The sequence below is a fragment of the Lactobacillus gasseri ATCC 33323 = JCM 1131 genome, from assembly GCF_000014425.1.
GTDB classification, from domain to species: Bacteria; Bacillota; Bacilli; order Lactobacillales; family Lactobacillaceae; genus Lactobacillus; species Lactobacillus gasseri.
In genome coordinates this window covers 294,604-309,715 of record NC_008530.1, presented here as the reverse complement: position 1 = coordinate 309,715, position 15,112 = coordinate 294,604, and the positions used below count along the sequence as shown (strand labels likewise).

Genomic DNA, 15,112 nt, shown 5'->3' with positions numbered 1-15,112 from the left:
CGATTTTACCACAAATTCCGCTTTTACCATAGAACTTTGCATAAACTTAAAGATAAATATACACATTATATCGAACAAAATTTGCATTATATTCTTGATTTTGATAAACATTTTCAACATAAACTGGATTTTCTTTCTGCCAAATAGTTAAACAATATGGCCTTAATATCAAAGGAATCCCATTCTCCGCAAATTTTTTCTTAGCTTTTGTTTGCCTGCCATCAGCTAGTCTTAACTTGCTCCCCTGAGGTAAACTTCCTACCTCTAAAAAATCAGTTCTCACTCCATAGAAATATCCAACTAAGTTGCCTATTTTTTTATCATGCGAAATTAGATATTCTTTTCCATTTAAAGAAAACTTTTCATCGAGTTTAATTTTCTTTTTCTTAGAGTCAATTGGCGTTAACCCGTTTCTATTTATCAAGTAATAATAATCTTGATAAAAAATTAATTGAAAATTTTCTTTATTAAAAGTTGCTTTTTTCCTCCGCCTAATTTCATCAAAATGAACTCGTTGATGCCACTTTTTATAAACTAGATAATCAAAAAAAGCTGCTAGTTGATTTTCATTTAAGTTTATTAGATCTGACTTTTTACCTCGTAAAGCTTTACCAAAGTCAATTGGTAAAATCAAACTTTCAAAAAAACTATTTTGACAGTCTGAAAGTAGCGCTGCACTTTCGCTAAAACGATAGGCATTTTCAACCAAATGGTTCGTTTCTTTTTTCAATAAAGGAACAACATAATGCCTTAAGCGATTTCTTAAAGTATCATCTTCAAAATTAGTCTCATCTTCAATATAATCTAAGCCGTTTCTCTTATCATATTCTAACAACTGATCCTTTGAATACTTAATTAGCGGTCGTAATAGCCTCATGGAGTCAAGATTTCCTACGATCTGAAGACTATTCATTTCAGCTACATCCCCTGAGCGAATAAATTTCAGTAAAATATTTTCAATTAAATCATCGCCGTGATGCGCTGTTAATAAGTAATCAACCTGATATTTCTTCCCGGTATGAGCTAAAAATGCATAGCGAAACTCACGCGCCTTTGCTTCAATACCAGTTTGAGGATGAAGCGCAACGGGCCAGCTTTTTTCTATCAGTTTTATTTTAAAAGCGGTAGTTAACTTTTGTAGTAGCTCACTTTCTAAATAACTATCTTTTCTCAGACAATGATCTAAATGAGCCACAATCAACTGCTTTGAAGGATTAGGTAAAAAATTAACTAACATGTGAAATAGTGCCACTGAATCAGGCCCACCACTTGCAGCTAATAAAAACTTTTTATTTTTAATTTCAATATTATTTTTAGTAAAAAAATTTGTAAATTCTGTCATTGTTAAATAAAAAAGTGACCCTTACTGGTCACTTAATTCAATTGAATTTTTTAAATCTGCTATTTTCTTTGTAGAATTTTCTACTAGCTTTGCTAAAGGAGTAAAGTCTTTACTGTCTTTAAATTCATTAGTCGGATCAATTAAATCAGGATTATTTACTTGACTCAGTGAGAGCGAAAGCTTTCCCTGATGATTATTGATAATAACTGCCCTGACTTCATCTCCAATACTGTACTTGTTCCTAGCACTTTCCCATTTATCACCAAAATCCTTATAAAAAATCAAGCCATGATGATGGTGCGGTAAAGTCACAAAGAGCCCAAGCTTAGTAATATTGTTAACTTTAGCATTAAGTCTTAATCCAATTGGAAATTTCACTAATAATCCTCCTCTTTATCAGGAAGAGTATATATTGATTCGCCAGATTTAGAATAGTAGAACTTATAACGTATTACTTTAGCCACATAATCAGGATCTTTTAGATCTGCCACTTGCGCCTTTAATTTTTTATTAGTTTTATTAACTTGGTTTAACTCTGTCTTATTCGTTTGAATTTGACTATTAATCCTACCTGTTTGTACATGGACCATAATTAACTGCAGTCCAAAAATTAAAATTGCAATTGCAAAACAAGCAACAATTCGATTTCGCCGAACGCGATGAACTTCTTTTTCTTTCCTAGCTGCTTTACGCCGTAAGCGCGCTAAGCGTTCTTCATCGCTTAAGGCATTATAAAGTCGTGGCCCTCTCTGCATACGCGTGTCCCTGCCTTTTCGTTTATATTCTAAATCTTAATTATATCACCACTTGTTATTAATATAACACCTTACTCTTCCCTTGTCATTAATCAATTAGCTCATACAAGTCGCTTGCTTCAGCCTTCTTAGTCGTTTCTCTCAAGTCAAGCACACGAGCTTTCAATTGTTTTGTACCGAATCCGATTTCAATAACATCACCGACTTTTACGTCATAACTGGACTTAACTACTCGCTCATTAACTTTTACTCTTCCTTGATCTGCCATTTCTTTAGCAACTGTACGTCTTTTAACTAATCTAGATACTTTTAAAAATTTATCGATTCTCATTTTATTTTCCTCTCTACCTTTGAACAATATCACTTGCTGCTGTTAAGAATGTGTGCAGCTCATTAAATAATTGTCTAGTGCTCATCTTTTTTTCAAGTTCAAGCATGACATTCATTCTCTTTTGTGGATCCATATTAATCCTGGCTCTTAATGACACATGTTCTAATGCCTTAAAAATATTTGGCCCTTCTAATTCTTCACTAGCGCGATTATTGAAAATAATCTGTAATTTATCATTTGACTTCTGATTAATTGCTACTACTTGGGCTAAATCAGCATCTGCTTTGACTTTTGATACATTTAACAGATTTTCCACCGCTAATGGATAATCTCCAAAACGATCAATTAATTCATCAGCGATATTTTCTGCTTCCTTTTGGTCATTAATCCCTTTAATTTTTTTATAAAATTCAATCTTCTGTTCCTGATCAGCAATATAATCATCAGGAATATATGCTTCCAAATTAAATTGCACTTCGGCATTAGATTTAACAGCAACTTTCTTGCCTTTACGTTTCTTAATTGCATCATCTAACATTTGAGCATATAAATCATAGCCAACGCTATCAATAAAACCATGCTGCTGTTTTCCTAGCATGTTGCCGGCTCCTCTAATTGACAAGTCTCGCATGGCAATCTTAAAGCCTGAGCCCAATTCAGTAAAGTCACGAATAGCACTTAATCTCTTTTCACCAATTTCGGTTAAGACCTTATTAGGCTGATACAAAAAATAAGCATAAGCCAAACGAGCACTTCGTCCAATTCGACCACGTAATTGATAAAGCTGACTTAAACCATAGTGATCCGCATTTTCAACAATCATTGTGTTGACATTGGGCATATCAACTCCAGTTTCGATAATTGTTGTTGTTACTAAGATATCAAATTCATTTCTTGAAAAACGATACATAATATCTTCCATTTGATTTTCGCTCATGCGGCCATGAATATACTCAATTTTAGCTTCTGGTATTAGTTCTTCTAATCGGCTAACTACTTTATCAATATCATCAATCCGATTATGCAAGAAAAATACCTGCCCATTTCGCTTCATTTCTCTCAGAACTGCTTCACGTACAACACTAGGCATTTCTTCCATGACATAAGTTTGAATTGGGTATCGATTGGTTGGCGGAGTTTCCATTACAGAAAGATCTCTTACTCCAACCATTGACATATGTAAAGTACGTGGAATTGGCGTAGCTGTCAGAGTCAAAACATCAATATTAGCTTTTAATTCTTTTAGTCTTTCTTTGTGCTTAACACCAAATCGCTGCTCTTCATCAACTATTAATAAACCAAGGTCTTTAAATTTTACATCTTTTGATAGTAAACGGTGCGTACCAACAACCATATCAATTTTGCCATTTTTTACCCCTTCAATTATCGCCTTTACCTCAGCAGGAGTTTGAAAACGTGATAGAAGCGCACAATTGACTGGGAAATTTTTAAAACGATCCTGCATTGTTTCAAAATGTTGCTGTGCCAAAATAGTAGTTGGTGCTAAAAATGCAACTTGCTTTCCATCACGAATAGCCTTAAATGCAGCTCTTAAGGCAACTTCAGTCTTACCAAAACCTACATCACCAACTAAGAGGCGATCCATTGGCTTAGGACTTTCCATATCCGCCTTGATTTCTCTAATTGAACGAAGCTGATCAGGCGTTTCTGGATAAGGAAAAGCATCTTCAAACTCTTTTTGTAAATCATCATCTGGACTAAAAGCAAACCCCTTTTCAGATTCACGTTTAGCATATAATTCGATTAAATCATCTGCAATATCTTCAACCTTTGATTGAACTCGCTTTTTAGTCTTGGCCCATTCTGCACTTCCTAATTTATTAATATGCGGAACTTTACCTTCTGATGCCACGTATTTTTGAACTAATCCTAATTGATCAGCTGGAACAAATAGTTGATCATGATGTTGATAGGTAATTGTTATGTAATCACGTTTTTTTCCATCTACATCTAATGTCTTAATTCCTTCAAAACGGCCAATACCATGATTAACATGAACGACATAGTCACCTGGCTTTAATTCGTTATAGTTCCGTAAACGCTGAGCATTTTCAAGTGTTTTAATACGTTTACGATGGTGTGGTCTTTGATTAAACAGTTCACGTTCAGTTAAATACACCAAATTCAAACTAGGAAGAGCAAAACCATGTGCAAAGTCACCAACAGTTATTTGAGCTTTTTTTGCCAAAATTTGATCAGGTTTAACAACTGGAAGATCAACACCATAATCTACTAAATTTTGAGCAATTTGCTTAGCACGAGTTGCCGAATCAGCCTGTAAAACAACCGTATTTCCTTCATTTGCAAAACGTGTTAATTCACTTTTAATTAGTGGCATCTGACTAAAGAATTGCTGCACTTCTCGCGTAGTAAAATTAAGTATTTGATCAAATTTTAGGCGACCCATTCCTTTTTGAAACAGTGAAAATAGCACTTGCGCCTGTTTCACTTTTTGCACGACTTGCTCAAAATTATGCCGTAATTTTTGGCTATTTAACATTGCGCCCGCTTTTATTTCTTCGGAAATAAAAGCTTCGTTTTGAGCATCTACATCAGCAACATTCTTTTTGATTGCTTGCCAATCATCAAATAAAAGTAAGCCATTTTTATCAAGATAATCCACCAAATTAAACGACTTGGGTAGTAGGTAATCAATTAAAAAAGCATAATTTTCGGGAAGGCCGTCCGCTTCAAGCAAGTCAATTGCTTTAACAAAATGATTTTTAACATTTTCTTCGTTGGCAATTGATTCATTCATATCTTGCTTTATTTTTTCAATTGCCTCATGCAGATTACGGCTAGAAAATACTCTGTCTAAAGCCGGCCCGATTGAAACAATATCTTTTTCTTCCAAGCTGCGTTGTGTTGCTGCATCAAATTCTTTTACAGTATCAACTTCATCACCAAAAAATTCAATTCTAACGGGATTTTCTTGGTCTAAAGGATAAACATCAAGAATGTCACCACGACGAGCAAATTCGCCTGGACGTGCAACAATGTTTTCTCTACGATATCCAGCTTGTGTGAACCATGCAGTCAATTCATCTAAGTCAAATTCTGCTTCAGGTTTAAACACTTGCTTTGCTTTAATAAAATCTCGCGGATCACTTAGCTTATATTGCAATGCTTGCGGAGTTATTACTACAATTCCGGCTCTTTTTTCAGTCAAGAATTTCAAAGTTTGCAGTCTTTGACTTAGTTCATCTGGAGAAGCGACAGCAGTTTGTGTTGCAATTGTGGCATCAACCGGAAAACTAAATACCATCTCATCAGGTAATAAATTTCCTAGCTCATCTAAGAGCAGTTGTGCCTTATCTTCACTATCTTCAACTAAAATTAAGGGACGCTGCCAAGTGCTTAACATTTGCATCAAGACAGCACTAAAAGCTCCAGAATTTACTCCAGTTAAAAGTGAACGTTTTTCTTTTAGAGCTTTATTAATAAAATTATTTAAATCTTTGTCTTTATTAAGTAATTCTGTAATATTCATTCTAATTGTACTGATTCATTAAATACTGGGCATTCTTTCCCTTAATGAAATCATTAATGATATTTTCACTAACCTCAAAAGCTGCATCCATTAACTTTTGCTGTTCATCATTAAAAGGACTTAATACCCAAGAAACAACACTTTCTTTTTGCGGATGACGAATTCCAATCTTTAATCGGTTGAAATTATTTGTTCCTAAACAGGCCATAATACTCTTAATTCCATTATGACCTCCTGATTTTCCATTTGCACGAATTCTAATCTTTCCGATTGGCATATCCATGTCGTCGTGAATAACTAAGATATCTTCTGGAGCAATCTTAAAGAAATTGGCTACTTGTGCAATTGACTTTCCTGAATCATTCATAAAAGTTTGTGGTTCAAGAAAGATCACATCTTCACCGTTAACCTTCTGCTTGGTCCATAGTCCCTCAAACTTATCTTTATCTAGATCTAAGTTATTTTTGCTTAAATAATGGTCTAATGCCATAAAGCCAGTATTATGCTTGGTCTGATCATATTTTTTACCTGGATTTCCTAAACCTGCAATTAACTTCATTATTTTTCATCCTCTTTGACAAATATCTAATTCTATATTCTTTCGCTCTTGAGATTATAGCACAGGCTTACTTACAAATAATAAACTACATCTTTAAAATTATATTTTTAATTTTTAAATTTCAATATGATATAATCTTATTGTTAAATAAATCACTAATATGGAAGGAAGTATTAGCAAATGTCAGAAGAAAAAATTCATAAGATTATTCTTGTTGGTGACGGTGCTGTAGGTTCTACTTACGCATTTTCATTAGTTCAACAAGGTATCGCTCAAGAATTAGGTATCGTTGATATCGTTAAAGAAAGAACTCAAGGTGATGCTATTGACTTAGCAGACGCAACTCCTTGGATTGCACCAAAGACTATTTACTCTGCAGAATATTCAGACGCAAAAGACGCTGACTTAGTAGTTATTTCTGCTGGTGCTCCACAAAAGCCAGGTGAAACTCGTCTTGACCTTGTTAACAAAAACTTAAAGATTTTATCTTCAATTGTTGAACCAATCGTTGAATCTGGATTCAATGGTATTTTCTTAGTTGCTGCTAACCCAGTTGACATTTTAACTCACGCAACTTGGAGAATGTCAGGTTTCCCTAAGGATCGTGTTATCGGTTCAGGTACTTCACTTGATACTGGTCGTCTTCAAAAAGTTATCGGTGAAATGGAACATGTTGATCCTCGTTCAGTTAATGCATACATGCTTGGTGAACACGGTGATACTGAATTTCCAGTATGGAGCTACAACAATGTTGGTGGCGTAAAAGTTAGCGACTGGGTAAAAGCTCACCCAGAAGTTGGCGAAAACAAGCTTGAAGCAATCCATAAAGAAGTTGCTGACATGGCTTACGATATCATTAACAAGAAAGGTGCTACTTTCTACGGTATCGGTACTGCATTAGCATTCATTACTAAAGCTATCTTGAACAATGAACACAGAGTTCTTCCACTTTCAGTACCTATGGATGGCGAATACGGCTTACACGATCTTCACATTGGTACTCCAGCAGTTGTTGGTCGTCACGGTTTGGAACAAGTTATTGAAATGCCATTAAGCGCTGACGAACAAGCTAAGATGGAAGCTTCTGCAAAGCAATTGAAAGAAGTTATGGACAAAGCCTTCAAAGAAACTGGCGTAAAAGTTCGTCAATAATTAAGACTTTTTCTACAGAAGAGCATTCACGACAAGTGAATGCTTTTTTCTTCTTCAAATTAAAGTTGTTTAATCAGACTTTAATTTTTATATAAAACTATGGTATAATGGCTTGTAAATTTCAGATGTATGGAGGCTAATCATGCTAATTAAATCTCTTGTTTATAAAAAAGATTACTTAACTACAGTCAACGAAAAAGCTACTCTTGCCGAAGCATTAAAAATTTTAGAAGACTCCGGTTTCCGTTGTGTTCCTATTTTAGATGACACAGGAACTATTTTCCGTGGAAATATTTATAAGATGCATATCTACCGTCATAAGTCTCAAGGCGGCGATATGAACCTGCCTGTAACCTACTTACTTAAGAATGCTACTAAAACTATTAAGGTAAATTCACCTTTCTTCCGTGTATTCTTTAATATTAAAGACCTCCCATACATCGCTGTATTGGATGAAGAAAACCACTTCTATGGAATTTTAACTCACGCTCGTTTACTAGACATGCTTTCTGATGCTTGGAACATTAAGAATGGTTCTTATGTTTTAACTATTCTTTCTGACAATGATCGTGGTAACTTAGTTAAAATGGCAAAAATCATTTCTAAGTACAGTAATATCGCAGGCTGCCTAACCTTAGATGTTAAAACTGGTGAATTAGTTCGTCGTAACTTATTTACTTTACCAATCGGTGTTTCTCGCGAAACTATGACGGCAATTGTAAACCGTCTAGAAAAGAAAGGTTTTGTAGTACCCGAAATTGAGGATCTTCAATCTGGACTAACAATTCGTAGTGCAGAACAACCTGGAGAATTAAAAGATTAAATTCTCATCAATAAAAAGACTCGTTTAACCATCTCAATTTGGCTAAACGAGTCTTTTTTAGTCTTCGTAATAAACACGCGGTAAGCGATCATTCAATAAACAAGCAACTTCATAATGGATCGTATCAACATAATCAGCTGCTGCTTTAATATTATTTAAATCATCAGGATTATCAGAAATAATTACTACTTTAGTTCCAAGCGGCATTTCCTTTGGCATTTCAACCATAAACTGGTCCATGCAAATACGACCAACAATTGGACAATATGTATTACCTACTTTAACTTTGAAACCTTGGAATTTTCTAATAAAACCATCTGCGTAACCAACTGGCACTGTTCCAATAATCGTATCCTTATCGGCAACAAATGTCGAACCATATCCAACTCCATCACCCTGATGAATTGTCTTCACGTGCGTTAACTCACTCTCAAATGATAAAGCTGGATCTAAGGCAATCTTTGACTTCAAATCAGGTGAATTAGGATTAGACGAAGGATTTAAGCCATAAATTCCAATTCCGAATCTAACTAAATCACTCTTAATTCCATTATGAAAAATGCTTGCTGCAGTATTATCAACATGAATCCACTTTGGCTTTACTGTAAGCAAACTCTTCATATGGTTAAATTTTTCACATTGGTGCTTAAAGTAAGTTTCATCGCTACTATCAGCTGAAGCAAAATGTGCAAACATTCCTTCAATATAAAAATTATCATTATTTTCTAAAAACTTATTAGCAGCAATAAAGTCCTTATCCTCATTAAATCCAATTCGACCCATTCCTGAATCAATGCCCAAATGAATTTTCAATTGTAAGTCTGAATTTTCTAAATATTTTTCTGCTTCTTTAAGCCATTCTAAATTTGGAACAGTCAGTGAAATATCATTCGCTGCAGCAATAGGAGCATATTCAGGAGAAACGACACCTAAGACTAAGATCGTCTTAGTAATATCTGCACGCCTTAATTCTAGCGCCTCATCTAAAATTGCAACACAGAATCCAGCGGCTCCAATTTGATCTGCTACTTTTGCTACTTCTACTGCACCATGGCCATAACCGTTAGCTTTTACAACAGCAAGCATCTTTTGGCCTGGTTCAAGATGCTGCATTTCATTTTCAATATTTCTCTTAATTGCGCCCAAATTGACTTTAACCACAGCTGGACGATGAATACCTGGAACCATTAATTTAATTCCTCCAAAACTACACCTGTTATAATCTCATGATCATCATGTGTGATACTAGCAAAAATATTTCCAGAAAACTTAGTCGACGTCGTTACTGGATATCCTAAATCATCCCATAAGGTTTCAATATCTTGAAAGCCAACATACTTACCTAGGCCTGTCCCTAGTGCCTTAGAAAAAGACTCTTTTAATGAAAAACGCCCACCAAGATACTCAACTCTTCGCTTTCCTTTTAATTGCTGATATTGGGCAAATTCCTTTGGAGTTAACACTCTTTTGGCAAATTTATCACCTTTCTCAACAATTTTTTTCATGCGCTCAACTTCAACGGAGTCAATTCCAAAGCCTCTAATCATTATTTTTACCTCACACATTGATACATTATATTACAAAAAAGAGCTGTAGCAACTACAGCTCCCAATTAAAAACTAGTCTTTTTTCTTAATTACAAAGTCATGTTTTCTACCACCACGACGGGCATTCGGCTTACGATGATATCTTTCATTTCGATCGCCACCACGCTTGAAGTTACGTTTAAAATGGTGATTACTGTTACCGTGCTTTGATTTAAATGGCAATGGTTTTTCAGGTGTAATCTTTACCTTTACGCTTTCAGCATCTTTAGATAAATTCTTTAACAAGGCAGCTACTAAATCCACTGCAGAATAATCATCAAGTAGTTGTGATGCTTCTGTAGTATATTTAGAAAGATCACCATCTAATAATTCTGTTACCTTCTTATTTGCTGCACTCAATTGTCCCTTAAATGCTTCTTCATCTGTTGGCGGTTTGAGAGGCATCATCTTTTTATGCGTTAATTGTTCAATAGTACGCATGTAGCCAATTTCATTTGGAGTAACAAAAGTTACTGACATTCCGTTTTGACCAGCACGTCCAGTTCTACCAATACGGTGAACATAAGAATCTGGATCTTGTGGAATATCATAGTTATAAACGTGACTTACCCCAGAAATATCTAATCCGCGCGCAGCCACGTCAGTTGCTACTAAAATATCAAGCTTACCTTTACGGAATCTCTTTAAAACACTCATTCGCTTAGCTTGAGAAAGATCACCATGAATTCCCGCAGCATTATAGCCACGAGCTTGTAATCCACGCGTTAATTCATCAACACGTCTTTTAGTTCTGCCGAAAATAACAGCTAAGTCAGGATTTTGAACATCAATCAAACGACATAGAATATCAAACTTTTCGTTTTCTTTTGCTCTTACAAAATATTGATCAATTAAATTAGCAGTTAGTTCTTTTCCCTTAATTTTTACAATTTCGGGATCATGCATAAATTTCTCACCAATTCGTAAAATTGGCTTAGGCATCGTTGCTGAGAAAAGCAACGTTTGATGTTTACTTGAAGCATAATTCAAGATACTTTCAATATCTTGAATAAATCCCATATCAAGCATTTCATCTGCTTCATCTAAAACAATCGTTTTCACTTTAGAAATATCAATTGTTCCACGTTTCAAGTGATCTAGTAATCGTCCCGGTGTTCCTACTAAAATTGCTGGGGTTTGCTTTAAAGCACGAATTTGACGACGAATATCTGCCCCGCCATAAACAACCTGAACACGAGCTTTTTCATCCCGACCTAAACGGAATAATTCTTCTTGGGTTTGAATAGCGAGCTCACGTGTTGGCTCAATAACAATTGCTTGAATCGAGTCATGTTGCTTATCTAAATTCTGTAAAATTGGCAAACCGAAAGCAGCAGTTTTACCAGTACCAGTTTGTGCCTGACCAATTACATCTTTTCCCTCTAAAACCAAGGGAATAGTTTTTTCTTGAATTGGGGTAGCTTCTTCAAAACCTGAACGCTTAATAGCTTTTAAAATTTCAGGTTTCAAGTTCATTTCAGAAAATTTCAAATATCTAATTCCTTCCTACATTAGGCGGTCTAAAACCTTTTCTAAATGCATTCCATGTGATCCTTTTAGCATGACAATATCAGCTGGCTTAATATCATTCTTTAAGTCATCAATCATATGATTCATTTCATCTTGTGGATAATAATGCAAGTTTGCTGCTGGATATTTATCAACAAGTGCATCATACAAATTCTTCATTTCTGGACCATATAAATATAATTCGTTAATAATTGCTGGATCTAAGGCATTAGCAAGTGAAGCATGAAGTTCAGCAGATTCATCCCCAAGTTCTAACATGTCACCCAAGACTGCAATTCTACGTCCACCATCTTGAACCATCACCTGGCCAAATGAAGTAGTAACAGCCTTAACTGCAGTTGGATTTGAATTGTAAACATCATCCATAATTGCTTCGCCTACGTCTCCCTTTTTCCACTGCATTCTGTTTGCAGTTGGAGTAAAGTTAGCCAATGCTTGAGCAATTTGCTCATCATTTTCGCCAAAGTGACGTCCTACGCTAATTGCCGCAAGAGCATTAGACACATTATGCTTACCAATCATTGGAATTTTGAACTGCTGCTCTGAATCATTTATTTCAAAAGTAGCGTGGTGCATGTAAGATCTAAAAGTAGTTGCAAAAACAGTATCTTCTTCTCTAAATCCAAAAGTACTCTTGTCTTGCTTAATCTTAGCTGCGCGTTCTTCTAACAATGGTTCATCACCGTTATAAATAAACTTACCGTCTTCTTTTAAGAAATCAGTAATTTCCATCTTAGCATCAGCAATTTTATCCCTAGTACCAAAGAATTCGATGTGAGCTTCACCAATCATGGTAATTACACAAACATCGGGTCTTACTAATTCACTTAAATGATGTAATTGTCCTGGGCGATCCATCCCCATTTCAAGTACTAGAATCTCAGTGGATGGTTTCATCTCTAAAATGGTTACAGGAACACCAATTTCATTATTAAAATTGGCTTGTGTCTTATGAACATTAAATCTTTTAGCTAAAACAGCTGCAACCATATCCTTAGTTGTAGTCTTACCGTTAGAACCAGTAATACCAACAACAGTTGGGTTAACTTTACCTAAGTAATATTTAGCTAAAGATTGAAGTGCTGTTAATGGATCCTCAACTTCAATAACTGGCACATCAGTTGGCTTACCTTCATGGCCTTTTTTCCATAAAGTTGCTTCTGCTCCATTTGCCATTGCATTAGATACAAAATCATGTCCATCCCTTACACCTGCTAATGGGATAAATAAAGAATTGGGAGTTGCTTTTCTTGAATCAAAAACAACAGAAGTGATGACCTTATCTTCTCCCATATTAACTGAACTATTTAATGCTTTGGCGATCTCAGCAAGTTGCATTTTCATAATAAATAAATTACTCCTACCTAAAATTGCATGTAACCATATTATACTGATTTACACTTATCAGAAAAAGGTCACGTGCATATCAATAAGAATTATACCACGTTAATCATGAAAAAAGAGCAGTCCAAAGTGGGCTGCTCTTTTGGTAAAAAATACCAAGAATTATTAGTTCTTTGAAGAAATACCGTACTTCTTGTTGAATTTTTCGATACGACCATCTGCTTGTGCAAACTTTTGCTTGCCAGTATAGAATGGGTGAGAATCTGAAGAAATTTCAACACGAACTAATGGGTAAGTCTTACCTTCAAATTCAATTGTTTCTTCTGGCTTTAAAGTAGAACCAGCTACGAACTTAGCACCAGTTGCTGAGTCCATGAAAACAACTTCTTGGTAATCTGGATGAATCCCTTTTCTCATTGTTTAATACTCCTTTGCCATGACCAATATTTCAGATCATAGATTATTTTACGACTAGTTAAGAATAGCACCTTTCTAACTATAATTCAAGCTATTTTATAGTTACGATTTCAGTTCCTAGTCTTCTTCAAGCTTAATTTTTTCGTTTACTTTCCTTGCGGCAGAATCAATTTTTTCTAGGCCACTGTTGATTGCAAATTTATAGAATAGTAATGATGCAATACTAATAACTAAGAAATCCCAAGGATATGAAATCCAGTTTTGACCGCCAAAACCGTCACTACCGCAATAAGACATAATTGAGATAAATACTAAATAACCTAAAAGCCAAGCAGCATGTTTAAACTGCGACTTAAAATTTCTTTTTTGATATTTAACTTCATAATAGAAATAAATAGGGATGCCTAACACGATTACCAAAATAACTTGAATTGTCGTTGGCCACATTGTCCAATAAATAGCCAAACTAGTTAGTACAAATGTTAAAGGAGCAAACCATCGCATATATCCAGGCTTATATGGACGGTCTAAATCAGGAGCTATTTTTCTTAAAGTGATCGTAGTTACTGGCCCAGTTAAATAAGCAATTAAAGTTGCGCAAGTGATTACCGTTGCTAGTAAATTCCAATTTCTAAAAACACTAACTAAGATCATCGCTAAGATTAAATCAGCAATCATTGCAAAGCGAGGTACTAAGTAGCGCCGATTGAGTCTACCTAACCAAGCTGGTAAATGTTTAGTATGAGTCATTGCAGCTAATGCTCTAGAAGCCGTTGCTACAAAAGCTACTCCAGTACCAAATGGCGAAACAAAAGCATCCATATACAGTAAGATAACCAGCCAATTAATTCCTAACAAAATTGCAATATCCGCAAATGGAGAGGCAAAGTTAATTCCATGCCACGAGTTCTTAGCAATCATTGCTGGATCCACTGCGCCAATAAAGGCTATTTGAAGCAAGATATAGATAGCTGCAGTTACCAGCATCGATATCAAAACTCCGCGAATAATATTTTTACGTGGATTCTTTAATTCTCCACCAATATTAATAATCGTCTGAAAAGCATCATAAGACATAATGATCCCAGCTCCAGAAGCTGCTTCAAAAATTGCTCGACTTCCATAAGGCATAAAAGTTTTTACATCATGACCAAAATTGGCAGGATGAAAACTAGATGCAAATAACATAATAATTGTAATTGTAGGCAGCAAAACCTTAAAAACAGAAATTAAATTAGTAAAGTGCGTCATAATCTTAATCGACCAAAAGTTAATTAAAGTAAAAATAATCATGAACGCAAATACAACTAATAATCCAGGTGTCGTTATATTACCGCCTTGCATAAAATAATGAGTCCAATTTGCCCATTTCCATGGCCATGAGCTCATATATTGAACAGCAGCAACTGCTTCCATTGGTACCAAAGTTACTAATGAAATCCAATTTGCCCAAGCAGCAATAAAGCCAAGCATGGGTCCATGACTGTATTGAGCATATTTGCTCATTCCGCCACTTTCAGGAAACATCGCTCCAAGTTCAACATAAGTCAAGGCAATTGCAATAATAATAACTGCACCAATTATCCACGACAAGATAGCTGCTGGGCCTGCAATTTTGGCTGCTGATCCCGATCCAAAGAGCCATCCCGATCCAATCAATGAATTAAGGGCTAGCATTATTGCTGAAAATAAACTTATTTTATGTCTTTTATTATTCACAGCTTCCCCCATTTTTATTATTAAATATATGCTTAAAACAATT

Annotated in this window: 14 protein-coding genes; 2 read left to right on the top strand and 12 right to left on the bottom strand. The window is 35.2% G+C overall.

Features of this window, described 5'->3' with window-relative positions; genetic code table 11:
* Positions 1 to 46 precede the first annotated feature (46 nt).
* From tilS to pth, 6 genes are all read right to left on the bottom strand, one after another.
* On the bottom strand, positions 47 to 1,342 hold the full coding sequence (gene tilS, locus LGAS_RS01345) for a tRNA lysidine(34) synthetase TilS (RefSeq protein WP_003647841.1): 1,296 nt from the start codon (positions 1,340 to 1,342) through the stop codon (positions 47 to 49).
* Between the two features lie 21 nt (positions 1,343 to 1,363).
* The gene (locus LGAS_RS01340; protein WP_003647842.1) at positions 1,364 to 1,720 is read right to left on the bottom strand and encodes a S1 RNA-binding domain-containing protein; all 357 of its coding nucleotides are present in this window, start codon (positions 1,718 to 1,720) and stop codon (positions 1,364 to 1,366) included.
* Entirely contained in the window at positions 1,720 to 2,097 is a 378-nt protein-coding gene (locus LGAS_RS01335; RefSeq protein WP_003647843.1) for an FtsB family cell division protein, read from the bottom strand. The genes LGAS_RS01340 and LGAS_RS01335 overlap by 1 nt, the downstream gene beginning before the upstream one ends.
* 88 nt (positions 2,098 to 2,185) lie before the next feature.
* Positions 2,186 to 2,428, bottom strand: coding sequence for an RNA-binding S4 domain-containing protein (locus LGAS_RS01330; protein ID WP_003647844.1), 243 nt, complete (start codon positions 2,426 to 2,428; stop codon positions 2,186 to 2,188).
* Between the two features lie 13 nt (positions 2,429 to 2,441).
* Positions 2,442 to 5,939 (bottom strand): transcription-repair coupling factor, encoded by a 3,498-nt coding sequence (gene mfd, locus LGAS_RS01325; RefSeq protein ID WP_011678761.1) that lies wholly within the window; start codon positions 5,937 to 5,939, stop codon positions 2,442 to 2,444.
* 1 nt (position 5,940) lies between these two features.
* Positions 5,941 to 6,498 carry an aminoacyl-tRNA hydrolase gene (gene pth, locus LGAS_RS01320; protein ID WP_003647845.1) on the bottom strand — a complete coding sequence of 186 codons (558 nt, stop codon included), beginning with the start codon at positions 6,496 to 6,498 and terminating at the stop codon, positions 5,941 to 5,943.
* Positions 6,499 to 6,678: 180 nt separating this feature from the next.
* Here pth and LGAS_RS01315 point away from each other — a divergent pair, with 180 nt between their 5' ends.
* Together LGAS_RS01315 and cbpA are read left to right on the top strand one after the other, a co-directional pair.
* Positions 6,679 to 7,650, top strand: coding sequence for an L-lactate dehydrogenase (locus tag LGAS_RS01315; RefSeq protein WP_003649482.1), 972 nt, complete (start codon positions 6,679 to 6,681; stop codon positions 7,648 to 7,650).
* Positions 7,651 to 7,792: 142 nt separating this feature from the next.
* A complete protein-coding gene (gene cbpA, locus LGAS_RS01310; RefSeq protein ID WP_003647846.1) occupies positions 7,793 to 8,473 on the top strand; it encodes a cyclic di-AMP binding protein CbpA in 681 nt (226 codons plus the stop codon).
* A 57-nt stretch (positions 8,474 to 8,530) separates the two neighbouring features.
* Here cbpA and alr read toward each other — a convergent pair whose 3' ends face one another.
* From alr to LGAS_RS01280, 6 genes are all read right to left on the bottom strand, one after another.
* Positions 8,531 to 9,661: an alanine racemase gene (gene alr / locus LGAS_RS01305; RefSeq protein ID WP_003647847.1), complete on the bottom strand. Its 1,131-nt coding sequence runs from the start codon at positions 9,659 to 9,661 to the stop codon at positions 8,531 to 8,533.
* On the bottom strand, positions 9,661 to 10,020 hold the full coding sequence (acpS, locus tag LGAS_RS01300) for a holo-ACP synthase (RefSeq protein ID WP_003647848.1): 360 nt from the start codon (positions 10,018 to 10,020) through the stop codon (positions 9,661 to 9,663). The genes alr and acpS overlap by 1 nt, the downstream gene beginning before the upstream one ends.
* 72 nt (positions 10,021 to 10,092) lie before the next feature.
* On the bottom strand, positions 10,093 to 11,550 hold the full coding sequence (gene cshA, locus LGAS_RS01295) for a degradosome RNA helicase CshA (RefSeq protein WP_003647849.1): 1,458 nt from the start codon (positions 11,548 to 11,550) through the stop codon (positions 10,093 to 10,095).
* Between the two features lie 15 nt (positions 11,551 to 11,565).
* Positions 11,566 to 12,933 carry a UDP-N-acetylmuramoyl-tripeptide--D-alanyl-D-alanine ligase gene (locus tag LGAS_RS01290; protein ID WP_003651882.1) on the bottom strand — a complete coding sequence of 456 codons (1,368 nt, stop codon included), beginning with the start codon at positions 12,931 to 12,933 and terminating at the stop codon, positions 11,566 to 11,568.
* 165 nt (positions 12,934 to 13,098) lie between these two features.
* Positions 13,099 to 13,350, bottom strand: a complete 252-nt coding sequence (locus LGAS_RS01285; protein ID WP_003647850.1) for a type B 50S ribosomal protein L31 — start codon at positions 13,348 to 13,350, stop codon at positions 13,099 to 13,101.
* Positions 13,351 to 13,467: 117 nt separating this feature from the next.
* Positions 13,468 to 15,081, bottom strand: a complete 1,614-nt coding sequence (locus LGAS_RS01280; protein WP_003651879.1) for an APC family permease — start codon at positions 15,079 to 15,081, stop codon at positions 13,468 to 13,470.
* Between the last annotated feature and the right edge of the window lie 31 nt (positions 15,082 to 15,112).